Raw genomic sequence first — 19,182 nt, 5'->3', positions numbered from 1 at the left:
GCCTCGCTGGAATCGGTGCGGGTAATTATATTACTCCAGTGAGTTGATACTTGGAATAATATACCAATGTCAATTCGCTGCGTTGCAGAAACTGCACCTCGGAACCGTGATAGGCGGATTGCGTAACCATTGAGCGAACGCACCTTGAAAAGGCACCGTTCAGAACGCTCCCAAAAGGTCGGAATGTCCCATTGTAATCAGGCCGATGGACCGTGCCGGTGATATGTAGGGCTGTCCGCGATAGGTCTTTCCGTGGCTCGCGCCGTGCAGTATACGCCGCGCGAGCGGGGCCTGCGCCTCAAGTGAGAAGGCGCGCCCGATGGGACCGAAAGAGCTTATGTACGACATCAACAGTTTTCTCATCGCGGCCGTGCTGCTGGCCGCGATGGCCGGCGCCATGTGGGCCGGACGCCAGATCGGCAAGCGCGGCGCGCGGCACCACAATGAGGAGAGCAAGTCGCAGGCCTCTGCGGTGCAGGGCTCGCTTCTGGGTCTTCTGGCGCTGTTGCTGGGCTTTACCTTCTCGCTGGCCCTCAACCGCTTCGACGACCGCTCCCGCGCGGTTGTCGAAGAGGCGAATGCTATCGGCACGGCCTGGCTGCGCACGGATCTTTTGAGCGAACCGCGCGCGCAAGAGGCCAAGACCCTGATGTCGCGCTATGGCATCATCCGCGTTGAAGCAGGCCGTGTGCCCGCCAGCCAGGAGGAGCGACGCCTCGAGCTGATCGGTGCCGCCGAAGAGCTGTTTGCGAAGCTTTGGGCGGTCGCCAGCGCGGAGGCTGCCGAAACCCCCGGTCCGGTTGCCATGGGCTTTGCCGCCTCGCTCAACGACATGATCGACTCGCTCGGTGCGCGCGACGCGGCGATCAACCGCCACGTGCCGGAGCCTGTGCTGTTCTTGATGTTCGCGACGTTTGTTCTGCTGGGCGGGGTGCTGGGCTACAATTCGGGGCTGACGCAGGTGAAGGCCGGGTTTCCGATCTATGCGATGTTGTTGCTGATCGTGGCGTTGGTCTTCATGATCATCGACCTCGACCGGCCAAGGCGGGGCCTGATCGAGGTGAATCAGACGGCGATGGTGGCGGTTTCGGATGCAATGATGCCGTAGCGCGCCCGCCACGATTGCCGCACCCAACCGCTGCGCCCCATTTACCGACGCGGCAATCCCTGCCACGCTGCCGGGCATGTTTACGACTGTCGAGCTGCCCGTCTGGGCCTTGATCCTGATGGGCCTGCTGGCGGCGGTGACCGCGGCCTCACATTTCCTGTTTCCTTCCGTGCGATGGTTCTTCCGACGCCGTGCGGAGCGCGTGGTGGCCCGGCTGAACACGAGGCTGGCCCGGCCGATCCAACCCTTCAAGCTCGCCCGCCGCCACGACATGATCCAGAACGTGCTTTACGACCCGGATGTGATCCGCGCGGTCAATGACTATGCCGACCAGATGGGCGTGCCCGACAATGTGGCCTTCGAGACCGCGCAGCGCTACGCCCGCGAGATCGTGCCGTCCTTTTCCGCGACGGTCTACTTCGGCCTTGGCACACGGCTGGCGAAATGGCTGTCCCGCACGCTCTACCGTGTGCGGGTGGTCAATCCCAACGCAACCGAGATGGGCAGGATCGACCCGCAGGCGACGGTGGTGTTCATCATGAACCACCGCTCGAACATGGATTACGTGCTGGTGACCTATCTGGCGGCCCGCGACAGCGCGCTGTCCTATGCCGTGGGCGAGTGGGCGCGCGTCTGGCCGCTGCGTCCGCTGATCAAGATGATGGGCGGCTACTTTATTCGGCGCAAATCTCTCAACCCACTCTACCGCAAGGTGCTGGCGAGATACGTGCAATTGTCCGCGCGCGAAGGTGTCGCGCAGGCTGTCTTTCCCGAAGGTGGTCTGTCGCGCACGGGGGCGTTGGGCAAGCCGAAGCTGGGGCTGATCAGCTACATTCTGGATGGGTTTCATCCCGACAGGCAGCGAGACGTGGTCTTCGTGCCGGTGGGCCTGAATTACGACCGGGTGCTAGAGGACCGCGTGCTGGTCGCTGCCGCGGGCGACAAACAGGCCCGATTCAAATTCCGCATCTCTACCCTGATCCGTTACGTGGCGCGGCATCTGGGGCAGCGGCTGACCGGGCGGTTCCACCGCCTGGGCTTCGCAGCGGTGGCCTATGGGCATCCGTTGTCGCTGCGCGAATTCCTTGAAGAGGAACGTGCCGATCCTGCACAAGAGCTGGGTGACGCGTTGATGGCGCGTGTGGCTCGGGTGGTCCCCATCCTGCCGGTGCCTGTCGTTGCGACCTATCTGACGGAGGCTGGCGGGACCTTGGCGCGCGCCGAGATTGAGGCGCGATTTGCCGAGGATGTGGCCGTGTTTCGCGAGGCCAGACTGGAGCTGTGCCTACCACAAGGCGATGGCGCCGACAGCATCGCGTCGCGGGCCGTCGATGAGGCGCTGCGCATGCTCGAGGTGCGCGGACTGGTGGAGGTCTCTGCCGACAAGATCGTGCAAGTCACCGACAAGGCACCGGAGGTGCTGGATTATTATGCAGCCTCGATCGCGCATATCCGGGAGCGCATATCCCGCGAAAGCGGTGCGACATAAAATTACAAAAATAGACCAAAAAGGGTTGTAATGTTGCTTTGAGCTTTGTATCCCTCCTTTATTGGCGGCGCAGCATTTGATTCTGCGTCGCGGCGCGACCAAGATGGGGAGATACGGGCATGGCCCTCGATACGCAGGACAAACTGATGGACTACACCGCAGAAAAGAAGGACCTCTACGAGGTTGGCGAAATCCCCCCGCTTGGCCATGTGCCCAAGCAAATGTACGCATGGGCCATCCGCCGCGAGCGCCACGGCGAGCCGGAGGACAGCTTCCTGCAGGAAGTGGTCGATGTGAAGCAGCCCGACAGCAATGAGGTGGTCGTCCTCGTGATGGCCGCTGGCGTGAACTACAACGGCGTCTGGGCAGGCCTTGGTGTTCCGATCTCGCCCTTCGATGTGCATGGCGAGCCCTACCACATCGCAGGGTCCGACGCGTCGGGCATCGTCTGGGCGGTGGGCGAGAAGGTCACACGCTGGAAGGTCGGCGACGAGGTCGTGATCCACTGCAACCAGGATGATGGCGACGATGAAGAGTGCAACGGCGGTGACCCGATGTTCTCCAACAGCCAGCGGATCTGGGGCTACGAGACCCCCGATGGCTCTTTCGCGCAGTTCACGACGGTGCAGTCACAGCAGCTGATGCCGCGTCCGCAGCACCTGAGCTGGGAAGAAAGCGCCTGTTACACGCTGACGCTGGCCACCGCCTACCGGATGCTGTTCGGCCACCACCCCCATGAGTTGAAGCCGGGCCAGAACGTGCTGGTCTGGGGCGCCTCGGGCGGTCTGGGGTCCTACGCGATCCAGCTGGCCAACACGGCCGGTGCGAACGCGATCGGTGTGATCTCGGACGAAAGCAAGCGTGACTTCGTCATGGGGCTGGGCGCCAAGGGCGTGCTGAACCGCAAGGATTTCAACTGCTGGGGCCAGATGCCCACGGTGAACAGCCCGGAATACAAGGAGTGGTTCACCGAGGTCCGCAAGTTCGGCAAGGCGATCTGGGACATCACCGGCAAGGGCAATAACGTAGACATGGTCTTCGAGCATCCGGGCGAGAGTACCATGGCGGCCTCTGTCTTCGTCTGCAAGAAGGGCGGCATGGTCGTGATCTGCGCGGGTACGACGGGCTACAACCTGACGATGGACGCGCGGTATCTCTGGATGCACCAGAAGCGCGTGCAGGGTTCCCACTTCGCGCATCTCAAGCAGGCCTCTGCCGCCAACCAGCTGATGGTCGAGCGCCGTCTCGATCCCTGCATGTCAGAGGTCTTCCCGTGGGACGAGATCCCGCAGGCCCATACAAAGATGCGCAAGAACGAGCACAAGCCGGGCAACATGGCGGTGCTGGTCACCGCGCCGCGCACGGGTCTGTCGACCTTCGAGGACACGCTGGAGGCCAGCCGTCAGGTCTGACGTAAGGGAAACCACCATTGCCAAGGCCCGCGAATCACCCGGATTCGCGGGCCTTTTTTGATGAAAATCTGGCGCAATTTTTCCGCGCGCAGCGATTTCACCCACTTGACTGCCTACCCCCTCGCTATTTCTGGGGAGTGCGAATTGGTGAATATTGCAGGCGAATTGTTGCTGATAGGCTTGTCGTTAACGGATGATTAACTCTTTACCAAGGATGATGCTGATGACGAATGATTGGATTATCGATGTCTTGATGGACCTCAAGAAGTTCTCGGCAAGCAACAACTTGGATTACCTTGCCGAACATCTTGATGACGCGATCATGGTTGCTGCAACCGAGATCGCTCAGCCGTCCCAGCCAAGACGCCGAGTGGTAGGTAACTTTGAACAAGCTGGTCGACATGCAGGAGGATCTCACGCGGGCGAAAACGCTTGAGGATCTGCAAAGCACAACCGAGGCCCTGAGAGAAGAATTTGGCGTCACCCATGTGGTCTATCACTGGGTCAACAGCGTCGGCGAGCGCTTCGGCTGCGGCACGTATTCATCGGAATGGGTCGACCGCTATCTGGAGAAGGACTACCTCTATATCGACCCAGTGATCCTGGGCTGCCTGAACCGCTTCGACCCGGTCAACTGGAAGCAGCTTGATTGGAGCACCAAGGCCACCCGCGACTTTCTGAAGGAGGCGATCGAGTATGGCGTGGGGCCACAAGGCTTCTCGATCCCCGTTCGAGGCCCCAACGGGCAGTACGCCTTGTTCACCATCACCGATTCCCGCAGCGACGATGCGTGGGAGGCTTTCATTGAAGAGCGGAAGCGCGATCTGATCCTGATCGCCCATGCGTTCAATCTTAAGGCGCTCAGCTTTGAGGACGGAAATTTCAGCACGATTCGCCCTTCGCTTTCGCCGCGAGAGCTCAGCACTTTGGCTTTGTTGGGCAAGGGTAGAAACCGGGCTCAGGCGGCAGCGGAACTGGCGATTTCCGAAAGCACGCTGAGGGTTTATATCGAATCCGCCCGCCACAAACTGGGTGCGCTTAACACCACCCATGCCGTCGCCCGCGCCATGTCCGCGGGTCTGATTGTCGTGTGAGTGGCGTCTCAATTTGTAAACGAGACGTAAAGCCAGCGTACGACCCGTTCAGCCCCGACTAACCATTGTGGCGCAATTTGGCCCTCTCATTTGCAGGAGGGCCACCATGCTTCGCTACGTTTACGCCGACGATCTCCATAAATTCCCCAAGCTGTGTGACACCATGTTCCGCCACCGCGCCGAACAGTTCCGCACCCGTCTGGGATGGGATGTTCAGGTCGACGAAAACGGCTGGGAACGCGATGCGTATGACGACAAGAACCCACTTTACGTGATCTGGGAACGCGCCGATGGCAGCCATGGCGGCTCCATGCGTTTTCTGCCGACCACGGGTGATACGATGGTCAACGACCACTTCCTGCACTGCACCGACGGCACGCGGATCGAAAGCCCGCTGATCTGGGAATGCACGCGCTTCTGCCTTGCCCCCGATGCGGACCGCCGGGTGACCGCAGCGCTTGTACTGGGCGCGGGGGAGGTCATGCAGAACTTCTGCCTGATGCAATTCGTGGGTGTTTTTGATCCCCGGATGGAGCGGATCTATTCGTTGCTGGGCGTCTGCCCGGAGGTCATCGGGCGCAATGGCGAGGGCGCGGATGAAATCGGCGTGGGGCTGTGGAGCTTTGACGAAAGCGCGCGCCCGCGCGTGCAAGGCCGGGCCAAGGTCACCCAGGATCAATCGCGCCAATGGTTCAAGATGTCGTTCCAGCGGGGTGGCCCCGTGGCAGCGCCCGTCGCCGAGCAGACCGGGCGTTTGGCTCTGGCCTGATCTGGCCGCGCGATTTAGGGTCTGCGCATGAACGCGCAGGCCCTTTCCCTATCCGAAGACCAGGCAGAGGCCTATGACGCCATGACCGAGCTGCTGGCCAAGGCTGGCGTTGACGTCACCGAAGGACATACGACCCCTCTGAACGAAGCCCGCAGCCAGGTGATGGCGATTGTCGGCAAGGCGGGCTCTGGCAAGACTTTGCTTTTGGCTCAGATGGTTGAGGCCATTCAGGGCGCAGGCGTCGACCTGATCTCAGGCGACTATGACGGCAAGCCGCGCAAGGACCGTCGCACCATCGCGGTGCTAGCGCCCACAAACAAGGCTGCAAGTGTGCTGCGCAACCGCGGTGTGCCCGCGACAACGATCCACCGCATCCTCTACACCCCGATGTATGACCCGGAATACGAGCGCATTGCCGACTGGCTGGCGGGCCAGGGCGAGAAGCCGGAGATCGAGGGGCTGACCGAGGTGGCGCTGGAGCGCGCGCGCTTGTTCTACGAGGCCAACAAGTCGATCCCGGGCGCGCTGGCCGCCGCGGGGCTGAAGGGGTCCGACTTTATCCAAGGATGGAAGCGGCGCGAAGACCCGCTTGATATCGGCTTCATCGACGAAAGCTCCATGCTGGACGAGAAGCAATACGAAGACCTGCGAGAGATTTTTCCCACGCTCGTCTTGTTCGGCGATCCGGCGCAGCTGGCCCCTGTGGGCCAATCCGGGGCGATGGTCTTCGACAAGTTGAAGGACGGCCGCAAGCTGGAACTCAGCCGTGTGCACAGGCAGACGCAGGACAACCCGATCCTCGACCTCGCCCATGCGCTGGCGGACCCGGACGTCAACTTCGCCACCTTCGAGAACATGGTCCAGGAGGCGGCAAGCAAGGATGAGCGCGTGGTCTGGTCGCCGCGGGTCGAGGCCGATCTGATGGCCCGCTCCCCCGTGCTGGTCTGGCGCAACGCAACCCGCATCCGGCTCATTCAAGCCTTCCGCGGCGCGTATGGCGCGACGGTGGATACGCTGCTGCCGGGGGAGCCGCTGATTTGCGACGGGATAGAGTTGCCGATCAAGCATCGCAAGAAGCGCATCGACCTCGAGGCGCGCGGCCTGATCAAGGGCGCGCAGGTGATCTACATGGGCCCGGGCAAGCGCGCGGGCTTTTCCCGCCTGCATGTCATCGGGGCTGAGGACCCGCAGGTCTCGGCCGCCTCGATCATCAAGATCGAAGCCCCGGGCGAGGAAGAGCCATTCATCCCCTTCGCCGCCCGAATGGGGGCTGCGTTTCTGCATGGGGCGGCAGTGACGATCCACAAGGCGCAAGGTTCGCAATGGGACACGGTGCAGGTCTTCGCGCCGGATCTCTATGCCGCCGCGCGGGCCGGGCGGGAGGAAGCGGGCCAGCCCCTTTGGAAACGGCTCGCCTATGTGGCTATCACCCGGGCCGAGACCCGGCTTTTGTGGATCACCCGCGCGATGCTCGCCAAGCCAAGCGGCCCTTTGGTGACCAATGATCTTCCCTCGGGTCCGGCCAAGCTGGAACTGACATCTGGCGAAGACGACTAGCCGCGCGGCAATGCTAGAAGCGGATGTAGCGGAACACGGCGGATGCGAGCCATCCGGCGGCAATCGCGATAAAGAGCGAGAGCAGTCCGTAGATCAGCGGACGGTCATGGGCCAGGTCGTAAATCCAGCGCTCCAGACCCACCTTGTTGACGTTGATCACCGTGTCAAACCGGTCCACCACAGACCCGCCGCGCACAAGAAAGATGCGGGTCGCATAGGGGCCTTCGACAAGGTTGGCAGGCAGATCGACGGTCGTTGAGAACAAGGTGTCGTCGTAGACTTTCACCGTCTCGTCCCGGCGTTGGTATAGGTCGTCCTTCGTGCGGATGCGGATCAGCGCCTCGGTGAAGGTCGCGGCATTGGCCACGCTCGCGGGCGCGCCGACCGAGCGGATGGCTCGCGGGATGGAGATCCGATTTCGCAGATCTTCGGTGTTGCTCAATACGTCAGACAGGACCCCGCTGGAGGCCACGGCATAAAAGCTTGGCGCGCGGTCGACCTCGACCACATCGGTGTTCACCCAGATGCCCAACCTGCGATCCTTGCGGCGGACGGACACGGGCTCCGCCGGGCCGGAGATGGTGATGATCACGTCCATGTCCCCGTCGCTGATCGGGGCATCCCGCTTGACCGCGCCGTAGATCAGGATGTCGGAGCCGTCGAAATTGGCGGTGATCGCCACCTCGTCGCGGGACAGGCCAGCCACAACCTCCTCCGCCGCGGCAGGAAGGGCGAGCAAAACCAAAAGGAGCAGGGCGCGGATCATCCATGCCCTCCGGTGCCGATCGAGAACAGCTCCGATGGCATAATCAGCAGATCGAGTGCGAGCTTGCCGCAGACTGCAAGGACCATGATCGATAGCAAAATACGCAACTGCTCGGCCTTGAGGCGCAGCCCGATCCGCGTGCCGATCTGCGCGCCAACCACGCCGCCCACCAGCAAAAGAACCGCCAGCGCCATGTCGACCGTGTAGTTCGTCGTGGCGTGCAGCAGCGTCGTGAAGGCGGTCACGAAGATGATCTGGAACAGCGAGGTGCCGACCACAACCTTTGTGGGCATACCCAGCAAATAGATCATCGCGGGCACCATGATGAAGCCGCCGCCGACACCCATGATGGCGGCAAGCACGCCCACGAACAGGCCCACCAGCAAAGGCGGGATGACCGAGATGTAGAGCCCCGAGGTACGGAATTTCATCTTGAACGGCAGGGCGTGGACCAGCCCGTGCTTCTTGCGCGCGGGCAGGGCGGTGGGGTTCTTCGAGCGGCGAATGGCGCGCAGGCTTTCGAGGAACATCAGCCCGCCGATGATGCCCAGGAAGACCACGTAGCAAAGCTTGACCAGCAGATCGACCTGGCCGATCTCGCGCAGGGCCGCAAAGACCTGCACACCGATGGCGGCCCCGACCAGGCCACCCACCAGCAGCACCGTCCCCATTCGGAGATCCACCGTCTTTCGCCTCAGATGCGCCAGCACGCCCGAGAAGGACGAAGCCACGATCTGGTTCGCCTCGGTCGCGACGGCGACAGCGGGCGGGATGCCGATGAAGAACAAAAGCGGCGTCATCAAGAAGCCGCCCCCCACGCCGAACATCCCCGAGAGGATGCCCACCAGCCCGCCCAATCCCAAAAGCAGGAAGGCGTTGACCGAAACCTCGGCTATGGGGAGGTAGATTTGCATGACACTCCCTAACCCCGTCCATCTGGACTGAGCAAATCAAAATTGTAGGTCCAGTTCCCAAATTCGCTGCAACGCGGAAAAATGGGACCGGATGGGGCCTACCGCTCCTTCACGTAGGGCTCACCACCCGCACGGGGCGGAATCGCCTTGCCCACGAACCCCGCCAGAATAACCACGGTCAGAATGTAGGGCAGCGCCTGCATGAATTGCGAGGGCAGGGTCACGATGCCCAGATCAAGCGAGGGGTAGCGGTTTGCCACGGCCTCCAGCAGGCCAAACAGCAAGGTAGCGTAAAGCGCGTACCATGGCCGCCACTTTGCAAAGATTAGCGCGGCAAGCGCGATGAATCCGCGCCCGGCCGTCATTTCCCGCACGAAGCTCGCGCCGAGGCCAGTGGCAAGATACGCCCCCGCCAAGCCGCAGAGCACGCCGCAGATCGCAACGGCCGCAAAGCGCAGTCCCACGACAGAAATACCCGCAGTATCCACCGCCGCCGGGTTCTCGCCCACCGCGCGCAGGCGCAGGCCGAAACGGGTGCGGAACAGAATGTACCACGTGGCAGGCACGCACAGCAGCGCCACGTAGACCAGCAACGTGTGGCCGGAGATCACCTCTGAATATAGCGGACCAAGGATCGGGACGCCTGATAAGGCCTCTGCGAAAGGCAGGTCGATGGAGTTGAAGCGCGCCTCGCGCGGCAGGGCGGGCGTCTGACCGCCCAGCTTGAACCAGGACAACCCGATCAGCACCGTCAGGCCGGAGGCCAGGAAGTTCAGCGCGACGCCAGAGATCAACTGGTTGCCGCGGAACGTGATCGACGCCAGCCCGTGGATGCCCGCCAGCACCATCGACGATGCGATGCCCGCCAGCAGGCCAAGCCACACGGACCCGGTGGAAAAGGCCGTCGCGGCGGAAAAGAACGCCGCGATCAGCATCTTGCCTTCGAGGCCGATGTCGAAGATGCCTGCGCGCTCGGAAAACAGCCCGGCGAGGCAGGCAAACAAAAGCGGCGTGGCAAGGCGCAGACCGGAGTCGAGGATTTGCAGAAGCGTCAGGTAGTCCATCCCCTATGCCTCCGCCGCTTTACGTGAGAAGAACAGCCGCGCCACGATAGACCGGATCATGTTGTCGAGCGCGCCGGTGAACAGGATCACCAGCGCCTGGATAACGATCACCAGCTCCCGCGGGATCGAGGTCCACAGCCCCAGCTCCGCGCCGCCTTGGTAGAGCGCGCCGAACAACAGCGCCGCGAACAGGATACCCACCGGGTGCGACCGGCCCATCAAGGCCACGGCGATACCGATGAAGCCCGCGCCTTCGACCGAGCCAAGGATCAGGCGCTCCGCCTCGCCCATGACGTTATTCGTGGCCATCAGCCCCGCCAGTCCTCCCGAGATCATCATGCAGATGATCGTGATGCGCACCGGGTTGATCCCCGCATAGACCGCCGCGGGCTGCGACTTGCCGAAGGCGCGGATCTGGTAGCCGAGCCGCGTGCGCCAGATCAGGTAATAGACCAACACGCAGGCGATCAGCGCCACGATCAGCGAGACGTTGGCGGGCGTGCCTTTCGAGAAGGGGATGCCCACCGCGCCCAGTATATCGCCGAGCGAGGGCAGATGCGTGGGCTCCGGAAATTTCGCCGTGGCCGGGTCCATCGCGCCTTTCGGGCGCAGCTGGTTGACGAGGATGTAGTTCAGAAGCGAGGCGGCGATGAAGTTGAACATGATCGTCGTGATCACGATATGGCTGCCGCGCTTGGCCTGCAGATAGGCCGGGATCAGCGCCCAAAGCGCGCCGAACAACGCGGCGGAACCGCAGGCGGCGACTAGCGCAATCGTCCAATGCGGCCAGGGAAAGAACAGGCAGATCAGCGCCACACCAAGCCCGCCTAAGGCGGCTTGCCCCTCGCCCCCGATGTTGAACAGCGACGCGTGGAACGCCACGGCCACGGCAAGCCCGGTGAAAATGAAGTTGGTCGCGTAGTAAAGCGTGTAGCCCCAGCCATAGGTCGAGCCGAGCGCGCCGGTGATCATCAGCGACAGCGCCTCCATCGGGTCATTGCCGGTGGCCAGAACCATCAGCATCGACAGGGCGAAGGCCATCACCAGCCCCACCAGCGGCACAAGGAACAGGTCGGCCCATTTGGGAAGCTCGTTCATCTCAGGTCGCCTTTCCGTCTACTCTGGCAAGGTTTTCGGCCACCGCTTCGGCCACCGGCGTCCCCTCGGGCGCGTTGGTCATGCCCGCCATCAGCAGGCCTAGCTCTTTCTCGTCGGTCTCTTCGGGCAGACGCTCGCCCATGAGCTTGCCGTCGAAGATCACCGCGATCCGGTCGCTGAGCGACAGGATTTCTTCCAGCTCGACCGAGACCAGCAGGATCGCCTTGCCCGCGTCGCGCAGTTCGACAATGCGCTGGTGGATGAACTCGATGGCGCCGATATCGACGCCGCGGGTGGGCTGTCCGACCAGCAGCAGGTCCGGGTTCCGCTCGATCTCGCGGGCGAGCACGATCTTTTGCTGGTTGCCGCCGGAGAAGCTCTTGGCCGGCAGCTCCGCATTAGGTGGGCGCACGTCGAAGCGCTCGATCTTGCCTGCCGTGTCCTCGCGCAGGGCGTCGTGGTCCATCAGCATCCCGCGCGAGTAGAGCGGGTCGTCTTCATAACCGAAGGCCACGTTTTCCCAGGCGCGGAAATCCATGATCAGGCCTTCGCGCTGGCGATCCTCCGGCACGTGGGCGATGCCGCGGTGCCTGCGCGAGCGCGCGTCTGACTTGGTGCCCGTCAGGTCCAACTCGTTGCCGTTCAACCGAACGGAGCCGGTGCCGTGGCGCATTCCGCCAAGCACTTCGAGCAGTTCCGACTGCCCGTTGCCCGCCACCCCCGCGATGCCCAGAATCTCGCCCGCGCGGACTTGCAGCGAGACGCCTTTGACCCGTTCCACGCCCGCGCCGTCCACGACGCGCAGATTGTCGACCTCCAGCACGGCTGCGCCGGGTTGTGCCGGGGTTTTATCGACCCGCAGCAAGACCTTACGGCCGACCATAAGCTCTGCGAGCTGCTCTGGCGAGGTCTCGGATGTCTTGACCGTCGCCGTCATTTCGCCGCGCCGCATCACGGACACGGTGTCGGTGGCTTCCATAATCTCGCGCAACTTATGCGTGATTAGGATGATGGTTTTTCCCTCGTCCTTCAGACGGTGCAGGATGCGGAACAGCTGGTCCGCCTCGGCGGGCGTCAGAACGCCCGTGGGCTCGTCGAGGATCAATATGTCCGCCTGCCGGTAGAGCGCCTTGAGAATTTCCACCCGCTGCTGCATCCCCACGCCGATCTCTTCGATCAGCGCGTCGGGGTCGACATTCAGCTCGTACTCGGCGGCAAGCTCAGTCAGCTCGCGCCGCGCCTTGGCCAGCGACGGGCCCAGTAGCGCACCGTCCTCGGCGCCCAGCACCACGTTTTCCAGAACGGTGAAGTTTTCGACCAGCTTGAAATGCTGGAACACCATCCCGATGCCCGCAGCAATGGCCGCTTGGCTATCTGGAATCGCAACCTTCTTGCCAGAGATGAATATCTCGCCTTTATCGGCCTTGTAGAAGCCGTAAAGGATTGACATCAAAGTCGATTTCCCCGCGCCATTCTCGCCGATGATCCCATGGATCGTGCCGGGCATAACCCGGATGGAGATGTCCTTGTTGGCCTGAACCGGCCCAAAGGCCTTGGAGATGCCCTGCAGCTCAATTGCCGGTTCGCTCATTCCACCGCTCCCGTGCCGACGAACCCGGTCATCTTGGCGATGTGGCCTGCGTCCATCTCCGCGAAGTATTGGCCGTGCTGTACCATCTCTGATCCGTCCGGGCCCTTTCCGCCAAAGGCCACGGTGCAGCGGATGCAGCCCGCGATCTCGTCGGATTTGACCACTTTGGCGGTCCAGCCGGGGGCGTTGGCGCTGAAGGCATTGACGTAGGTGGCGATGGCGTCGCCGCTTAACGTCCCATCCGAGCGCGGGTCGGCGTAAGTGCCGCCCTTCGCGAAGCTCTCGGCGATTGCCGTGGCGCGCGCGGCGTCGTCGGCCATTCCCCACGCGTCGAAAAAGCGCTCAATCGCGGTGCCCATGTGCCTGCCCCCTGAAGTTCCGAAAAAGACAAAAGGGCCGCTTTGAGAAAAGCGGCCCCCGTCTAAAGAGGTTTAGAACGTCAGAGCCGGGCAGCTCTCGTCGGACATGTAGTCATGCACGGTGATCTCGCCAGACACGATCTTCTCGGACACCGCGTCCACGGTCGCCTTCAGCTCGTCAGAGACCAGCTCGGCATTGTTTTCGTCCATGGCATAGCCCACGCCGTCATTGGCCAGACCCATCACGTTGAAGCCGGTCTCCATGTCGGGGCCGTCTTTCATGGCCTGGTAGACGGCATTGTCGACGCGCTTGAGCATCGAAGTCAGGACCTTGCCCGGATGCAGGTAGTTCTGGTTGCTGTCGACGCCGATGGAGAGGATGCCCTCGTCCGCTGCGGTCTGCAGCACGCCCAGACCGGTACCGCCAGCCGCGGCATAGACCACGTCCGCGCCTTGGCTGATCTGCGCGCGGGTCAACTCGCCGCCCTTCACGGGGTCATTCCAGGCCGCACCGGTGGTGCCGGTCATGTTGGCGATGACGGTCGTGTCGGGGTTGGCTGCTTTCGCGCCTTGGGCATAGCCGCAGGCGAATTTGCGGATCAGCGGAATGTCCATGCCACCGATGAAGCCCACGGTGTTGGTCTTCGAGGTCTGCGCGGCCATGTAGCCTACGAGGTAAGAGCCTTCGTGCTCGTTGAACACCACGGAGCGCACGTTGGGCGCGTCCACGACCATGTCAATGATGGCGAACTTGGTGTCAGGGTAGTCGCCCGCGACCTCACCCAGGGCGTTGCCGAAGGCGAAGCCGGCCATCACGATGGGGTTCGCGCCGGATTCTGCGAAGCGGCGCAGGGCCTGCTCGCGCTGGGCGTCGGACTGCAGCTCGACCTCGGCGAAAGTGCCGCCGGTTTCTTCGGCCCAACGGGTCGCGCCATTGTAGGCCGCCTCGTTGAAGGACTTGTCGAACTTGCCGCCCAGATCAAAGATGATCGCCGGGTCTGCGGCAACCGCGCCCGCGCTCAGCGCAAGGGCAGCGGTGGCGCCAAGAAATTTCTGCATGATGGTCATGGTGGTCTCCCAGATGTTTTTTAATTGGTACCGGGGACCGTCCCCCCGGCTCGCGCCGCGCGCAGATGCGGCGCGATGATCGGTCAATAACGCCCCACGTGGGGCAGGGGGTCAACCGATTCTTGGGTGTTTTCGCCGCAAATGCCGCCTTTTCAGGCAGTTACCCAAGGGTAGGTCGCGTTCGGCTCGTTGCGTCGCAAGCCCCTAGGTGCGCAAGTCCCGGCGCATGACGACAGCATCAATCTTGCCCAAGTCAGGCGCGAGGTAGTAGCCCGCGCGCAGACCCACCTCTTCAAACCCCGCCGCCCGGTAAAGCGCCCGCGCGGGGGCGTTTTCGGCGCTGACCTCCAGAAAGCTGGTTACAGCACCTCGCTGGGCTGCCTCGTCGAGGAACTGATCGACCAAAGCGCGACCCTGTCCACCGCGCCGGACCTCTGGCGCGACCGCAAGAGTCAGCAGCTCCGCCTCATCGGCGACGACCCGCCCCAGCAAGAAGCCCGCGTCGGATGTGAGCAGGAAGGCACGGGTCAGCAGATACTCGAATTCGGCGGCAGACCACGGGCGCGGCGTCTCGAAACATCGGGCATGCAGCGCTGCGAGCGCGTCCGGGCTCATTCCAGGATCACCGGGGCCGGGTCTTTCGGCGGAGCCGCATCGGCGGGGCGCATATACATCGGCGCCGGACGGCTGCCATCTGGCGTGCGCTCCGCCGCAATGCGGGCGATGGCCTCGATGGGCTTGATCGGGTTTTGAATGATGTGAAGGTTCAGCACGCGGCCGACCTCTTCGGCAAAACTGCCGGTGACCACGCAGTCCGCCTTCAGATGGGGTTTCGGGATCGATTGGTCGTCCAAGGATGATAGGGCGGGCGCCTCGCCCACTCCGCGGTAGAACACTTGCGTGTAGGCCCGGTTCTGACGCGCATCGAGGCACGACATAACCCAGTGATCCATGCCGTAAGCCTGGGCCTCCAGCGTAGAGACGCCGATGGCGGGGATGCCTAGCGCCAGCGCGAGCCCCCGCGCGGCGCTGACCGAGATGCGGATGCCGGTGAAGTTTCCGGGCCCGATGCCCACGCCAATGCGGTCCAGATCGCGCCACGTCACTCCCGCCTCGGCCAGCAGCTCTTCCAGAAGCGGCATCAGCCGTTCGGCCTGGCCCTTGACCATGTCCTCGCGCCGGGAGGCCACAAGGCGCTCGCCGGACAGCAAAGCGGCCGCGCAATGCGCGGCCGATGTATCAAACGCCAATGTCAGCATATCAGGCCGCGACGGGGCGCACCTCGACCACTTCCGGGATGTAGTGGCGCAGCAGGTTCTCGATGCCCATCTTCAGCGTCAGGGTCGAAGACGGGCAGCCCGCGCAGGCACCTTGCATGTGCAGGTAGACGACGCCGCGCTCGAACCCGTGGAAGGTGATGTCGCCACCATCCTGTGCCACAGCCGGGCGCACGCGGGTGTCCAGCAACTCCTTGATCTGGTTGACGATCGCGCCATCCTCGCCGGTATGCTCCGCATGGCCGCCGGATCCCGCGCCATCGCCCTCAAGTGCGGGTTGGCCGGACTGGAAATGCTCCATCACCGCGCCCAGAATGGCGGGCTTCACATGGTCCCACTCGACCGCATCCGCCTTGGTCACGGTGACGAAATCATTTCCCAGAAACACGCCGGTCACGCCATCCACCGCGAAAATGCGACTGGCGAGCGGCGAGGTGCCCGCGGTGTCGGAGGACGGGAAATCTGCGGTGCCCATCTCCAGCACGGTCTGGCCGGGCAGGAATTTCAGCGTTGCGGGGTTCGGGGTGGATTCGGTCTGAATAAACATCTGCAGGGGCCTCTCATGCGCTTGTGGTATATATGGCGACCCACGAGCGCGAAGTCAACGGAGTTAGAATAATTCTAAACTGGCTTCGTTTTGGCGGAAATACTCCCGCCGGAGGCCAGAAATCGCTTCAGCTGACCGCCTCGAGCTGCTCTTTGCTCATCTCGCCCGGCACGATGGTCACCGGCATCGGCAGATTGCCGGAGCGCCGCGTCAGCTCGGTCACCAGCGGCCCGGGGCCCTTGTTGCCGGTGCCCGCGCCCAGAACCAGCACGCCCACCTCCGGATCATCCTTCACCTGGGCGAGGATCTCCGGCACAGGCTCGCCTTCGCGGATCACCAGCTCGGGGTCGACGCCCTGCTTGTCGCGCATCCATTTGGCGAAGACCTCGAAATGGGCCACGATCCGCTCGCGGGCCTCCTGGCGCATGATCTCGCCAACACCGACCCAGTGCTGGAATTCTTCGGGCGGGATCACGGCAAGCACCTCGACCCCGCCGCCCGTGCGCGCGGCCCGCATGGCGGCGAAGCGCATCGCATTCAGGCATTCTCGGCTGTCATCGAGCACGACTAGAAACTTACGCATGGCCCAGGCCCTCCCGAGGGCCGATCATGGCGAAAGCTGCGCGCCCGCGCAACACAAGCTTTCAGCCATCCTCCATCGGGCCGCCGGCCTCCTGCCACTCACCGATGCCGCCGATGTTCGTGACCGAGGTGAACCCCATCTCTTTCAGCGTCTTGCCCGCCAGCGCCGCCTGCCCACCCGCGCCGCAGACGAGGTAGATGTCGGCATCCTTGGTCAGCGCCTTGTTGTGGAACTGGGTCGCGCTGTCGGCCATGAACTCGACCATGCCACGCGGCACCCGGTTGGCCCCCGCGATGGTGCCGGTCTTGGCGATCGAGCCGCTGTCGCGCACGTCGACGAAGACGGCATTCGAGCCGTGTTTGGCCACGGCGTCGCCGCCTGGGATGCGCGGCACGACGGCGTTGGCCTCATCAAGATAGTCTTTGGCGGATTTCATCGGTCACATCCTTTGCGTGAGGGGAGCGGCCCAGGCCGCATGAACAAGACGAGGTAGAGGACGACGTAGAAGATCAAGCTCAAGGCCAGCCAAAAAATCAAACCAGCCATCACGCGTCCTCTGACAGCGCCCAATCCCAGTACATCTCGCGCATGCGCTTCGTGACCGGGCCTTGCTGGTAGTGGGTGCCGTCGAACTCCTTGACCGGGGTAACCTTCATCATGTTGCCCGACAAGAAGACCTCATCCGCCTCGCGAAAGTCCTGAAAGCTCAACACAGCCTCGTGCACCTTCATGCCGTCGGCTGTCAGGTTCTTCATGTGCCGCGCGCGGGTGATACCCGCCAAAAAAGTGCCGTTGGGGATCGGGGTGAAGATTTCGCCGTCGCGCACCATGAACACGTTGGCAGTGGCTGTTTCGGCGACGTTGCCCATCGCGTCGGCCACCAGCGCGTTGCCGAAGCCTTTGGACCGGACCTCTGCCAGCATCCGCGCGTTGTTGGGGTAGAGGCAGCCCGCCTTGGCGTTGACCACGCTCGATTCCAGCACCGGGCGGCAGAACTGCGTTGTCGTCAGCGTCGTCGCGGCACTTTTGGGGGCCATCGGCACTTCTTCAAGGCACATGGCGAAGCCCGTCGCGCCTTCCAGCGGCACGATCCCAAGATCGCCCCCATCCAAGGCCCAATACATCGGGCGGATGTAGACGGCAGCAGTCTTGGGGTAGGCTTTCAGCCCCTCCCGCGCGATCTCGACCATCTCTTCGGCCGTGTGGGTCGGCGTGATCATCAGCGCCTCGGCCGAGCGGTTCACCCGCTCGCAATGGGCCAGCAGGTCGGGGGAGACCCCCTCGAAATACCGCGCGCCGTCAAAAACAGAAGTGCCCAGCCAAGAGCCGTGATCCGCCGCCCGCATGATCGGAATGTCGCCCTCATGCCACGTGCCTTGGAAATACGTGCGAATGTTTACGCCCATCGCCATGGTCAGACCTCCCTTGCGTCAGCGAGCAGGCTAGGCGGATATAGGTCAGGCGTCCAGACGTTCTTGCCCTTCGGCAACCAAGGCCGCGACATCGAGCGGCGCGTTGACCATCGCCAAACCTCCATCGGCATTGCGCGGCCAGTCGGCCTCCGCCCGGTCGCGGTAGAGCTCCACGCCGTTGCCATCAGGGTCGGAAATATACACAGCCTCGCTCACCCCGTGATCGGCGGCCCCTTCGATCTGGAAGCCGTGGTCCACCGCCCGCCCCACCGCACGGCCCAGACTGGCCCGGTCGGGGTAGAGGAACGCGCTGTGATAAAGACCGGGATGGCCGCGGGGTGCCGGGGGCGCGCCCGCGCTGTCCCAGGTATTCAGGCCCAAATGGTGGTGATAGCCGCCAAAGGACATGAAGGCCGCCGTGCGGCTTTGTTGCTGCACCTCAAGGCCGACAACGTCGCGGTAGAATGCAATGGCGCGGGCCAGATCAGAGACCCGCAGGTGAACATGGCCAAGTGTGGGATGAGACATGGGATATCTCCTTTCGCGGCCAAGATGATGCTCTTCCCGCGTAGAGAAAACCCGCAACAGCGCGCGCAATCTGTGCGTCAGACGAAGACGCAATGCGCCCCCGGCCACGGGGAAGAGAGCCGGGGGCGTGAGATCTGCGCGCGCCGGGGGGGCGGTCGTGACCACGGGACAGGGTCGAATGTCACGCGACCTCTGCGCTTTGTCTTAGGCCGATTCTGCAATGCTTTTGTGACACTCAGTCGAGACGGTTGCGCCGACGCATCCCGGCAAGGACCTTGCGTACCGTTGCAAGCTCCGCGCCGCGCTTGCCGCCCTCCGGCACGGGCCGCAGGAGACGGTCGTTGAGCAATTTGGCGTGGGCCGCCTTCGCGTCCGATCCGCGTAACGGCTCGAAAATCAGGTTGAGCGGCGTGCCATCCTCTGCCTCGAAATAATAATCGAGGATGCCGTCATAGGGCAGGGTCCCGAAGCCCATGAAGTAGTACCGCCCGTCCCGCACCAGCGGGCCGTTGATGTAGCCGACCGAGATATCTTCCTGCGCCTCGT

General features: G+C 63.2%; 22 protein-coding genes. 7 read left to right on the top strand and 15 right to left on the bottom strand.

What is annotated here, in order from left to right:
• Positions 1 to 319: 319 nt before the first annotated feature.
• The 7 genes from C8N43_RS08975 (at position 320) to C8N43_RS08950 (ending at position 7,429) form a co-directional block, all read left to right on the top strand.
• Entirely contained in the window at positions 320 to 1,108 is a 789-nt protein-coding gene (locus C8N43_RS08975; RefSeq protein WP_146174193.1) for a bestrophin-like domain, read from the top strand.
• 76 nt (positions 1,109 to 1,184) lie between these two features.
• Positions 1,185 to 2,597 (top strand): 1-acyl-sn-glycerol-3-phosphate acyltransferase, encoded by a 1,413-nt coding sequence (locus C8N43_RS08970; RefSeq protein WP_107845272.1) that lies wholly within the window; start codon positions 1,185 to 1,187, stop codon positions 2,595 to 2,597.
• Positions 2,598 to 2,716: 119 nt separating this feature from the next.
• Complete coding sequence (gene ccrA / locus C8N43_RS08965) at positions 2,717 to 4,009, top strand: crotonyl-CoA carboxylase/reductase (protein ID WP_107845271.1); 1,293 nt, start codon at positions 2,717 to 2,719, stop codon at positions 4,007 to 4,009.
• Positions 4,010 to 4,232: 223 nt separating this feature from the next.
• Positions 4,233 to 4,445 (top strand): hypothetical protein, encoded by a 213-nt coding sequence (locus C8N43_RS19465; RefSeq protein WP_146174192.1) that lies wholly within the window; start codon positions 4,233 to 4,235, stop codon positions 4,443 to 4,445.
• Positions 4,411 to 5,103: a helix-turn-helix transcriptional regulator gene (locus C8N43_RS08960; RefSeq protein WP_107846306.1), complete on the top strand. Its 693-nt coding sequence runs from the start codon at positions 4,411 to 4,413 to the stop codon at positions 5,101 to 5,103. The genes C8N43_RS19465 and C8N43_RS08960 overlap by 35 nt, the downstream gene beginning before the upstream one ends.
• A gap of 106 nt (positions 5,104 to 5,209) precedes the next feature.
• Complete coding sequence (locus C8N43_RS08955) at positions 5,210 to 5,872, top strand: acyl-homoserine-lactone synthase (RefSeq protein ID WP_107845270.1); 663 nt, start codon at positions 5,210 to 5,212, stop codon at positions 5,870 to 5,872.
• A 27-nt stretch (positions 5,873 to 5,899) separates the two neighbouring features.
• Entirely contained in the window at positions 5,900 to 7,429 is a 1,530-nt protein-coding gene (locus C8N43_RS08950; protein ID WP_107845269.1) for an ATP-dependent DNA helicase, read from the top strand.
• Between the two features lie 13 nt (positions 7,430 to 7,442).
• Here C8N43_RS08950 and C8N43_RS08945 read toward each other — a convergent pair whose 3' ends face one another.
• The 15 genes from C8N43_RS08945 to C8N43_RS08875 all read right to left on the bottom strand — a co-directional run bounded on the left by C8N43_RS08945 (position 7,443) and on the right by C8N43_RS08875 (position 19,135).
• Positions 7,443 to 8,195: a TIGR02186 family protein gene (locus C8N43_RS08945; protein ID WP_107845268.1), complete on the bottom strand. Its 753-nt coding sequence runs from the start codon at positions 8,193 to 8,195 to the stop codon at positions 7,443 to 7,445.
• Complete coding sequence (locus C8N43_RS08940; protein ID WP_107845267.1) at positions 8,192 to 9,109, bottom strand: sulfite exporter TauE/SafE family protein; 918 nt, start codon at positions 9,107 to 9,109, stop codon at positions 8,192 to 8,194. The genes C8N43_RS08945 and C8N43_RS08940 overlap by 4 nt, the downstream gene beginning before the upstream one ends.
• Before the next feature lie 98 nt (positions 9,110 to 9,207).
• The gene (locus tag C8N43_RS08935; protein WP_107845266.1) at positions 9,208 to 10,173 is read right to left on the bottom strand and encodes an ABC transporter permease; all 966 of its coding nucleotides are present in this window, start codon (positions 10,171 to 10,173) and stop codon (positions 9,208 to 9,210) included.
• Between the two features lie 3 nt (positions 10,174 to 10,176).
• Complete coding sequence (locus C8N43_RS08930; protein WP_107845265.1) at positions 10,177 to 11,271, bottom strand: ABC transporter permease; 1,095 nt, start codon at positions 11,269 to 11,271, stop codon at positions 10,177 to 10,179.
• A 1-nt stretch (position 11,272) separates the two neighbouring features.
• Positions 11,273 to 12,862, bottom strand: a complete 1,590-nt coding sequence (locus tag C8N43_RS08925) for an ABC transporter ATP-binding protein (protein ID WP_107845264.1) — start codon at positions 12,860 to 12,862, stop codon at positions 11,273 to 11,275.
• Entirely contained in the window at positions 12,859 to 13,221 is a 363-nt protein-coding gene (locus C8N43_RS08920) for a hypothetical protein (RefSeq protein WP_107845263.1), read from the bottom strand. The genes C8N43_RS08925 and C8N43_RS08920 overlap by 4 nt, the downstream gene beginning before the upstream one ends.
• 72 nt (positions 13,222 to 13,293) lie before the next feature.
• On the bottom strand, positions 13,294 to 14,289 hold the full coding sequence (locus C8N43_RS08915) for a BMP family lipoprotein (RefSeq protein ID WP_107845262.1): 996 nt from the start codon (positions 14,287 to 14,289) through the stop codon (positions 13,294 to 13,296).
• Between the two features lie 204 nt (positions 14,290 to 14,493).
• The gene (locus tag C8N43_RS08910; protein ID WP_107845261.1) at positions 14,494 to 14,904 is read right to left on the bottom strand and encodes a GNAT family N-acetyltransferase; all 411 of its coding nucleotides are present in this window, start codon (positions 14,902 to 14,904) and stop codon (positions 14,494 to 14,496) included.
• Complete coding sequence (gene tsaB, locus C8N43_RS08905; RefSeq protein ID WP_107845260.1) at positions 14,901 to 15,548, bottom strand: tRNA (adenosine(37)-N6)-threonylcarbamoyltransferase complex dimerization subunit type 1 TsaB; 648 nt, start codon at positions 15,546 to 15,548, stop codon at positions 14,901 to 14,903. Before tsaB ends, C8N43_RS08910 begins: the two co-directional genes overlap by 4 nt.
• A gap of 1 nt (position 15,549) precedes the next feature.
• Positions 15,550 to 16,113 carry a NifU family protein gene (locus C8N43_RS08900; protein ID WP_107845259.1) on the bottom strand — a complete coding sequence of 188 codons (564 nt, stop codon included), beginning with the start codon at positions 16,111 to 16,113 and terminating at the stop codon, positions 15,550 to 15,552.
• Between the two features lie 127 nt (positions 16,114 to 16,240).
• Entirely contained in the window at positions 16,241 to 16,696 is a 456-nt protein-coding gene (locus tag C8N43_RS08895) for a universal stress protein (protein WP_107845258.1), read from the bottom strand.
• Positions 16,697 to 16,757: 61 nt separating this feature from the next.
• On the bottom strand, positions 16,758 to 17,132 hold the full coding sequence (locus tag C8N43_RS08890) for a rhodanese-like domain-containing protein (protein ID WP_107845257.1): 375 nt from the start codon (positions 17,130 to 17,132) through the stop codon (positions 16,758 to 16,760).
• Between the two features lie 109 nt (positions 17,133 to 17,241).
• Positions 17,242 to 18,108, bottom strand: a complete 867-nt coding sequence (locus C8N43_RS08885) for a branched-chain amino acid aminotransferase (RefSeq protein ID WP_107845256.1) — start codon at positions 18,106 to 18,108, stop codon at positions 17,242 to 17,244.
• A gap of 45 nt (positions 18,109 to 18,153) precedes the next feature.
• Complete coding sequence (locus C8N43_RS08880; RefSeq protein ID WP_107845255.1) at positions 18,154 to 18,636, bottom strand: VOC family protein; 483 nt, start codon at positions 18,634 to 18,636, stop codon at positions 18,154 to 18,156.
• Between the two features lie 235 nt (positions 18,637 to 18,871).
• Positions 18,872 to 19,135 (bottom strand): hypothetical protein, encoded by a 264-nt coding sequence (locus tag C8N43_RS08875; protein ID WP_146174191.1) that lies wholly within the window; start codon positions 19,133 to 19,135, stop codon positions 18,872 to 18,874.
• Positions 19,136 to 19,182 lie beyond the last annotated feature (47 nt).

It is taken from the genome of Litoreibacter ponti (assembly GCF_003054285.1).
GTDB lineage: Bacteria > Pseudomonadota > Alphaproteobacteria > Rhodobacterales > Rhodobacteraceae > Litoreibacter > Litoreibacter ponti.
Note: the sequence above shows the minus strand (reverse complement) of the source record. Positions and strands in the feature narration are given on the sequence as shown.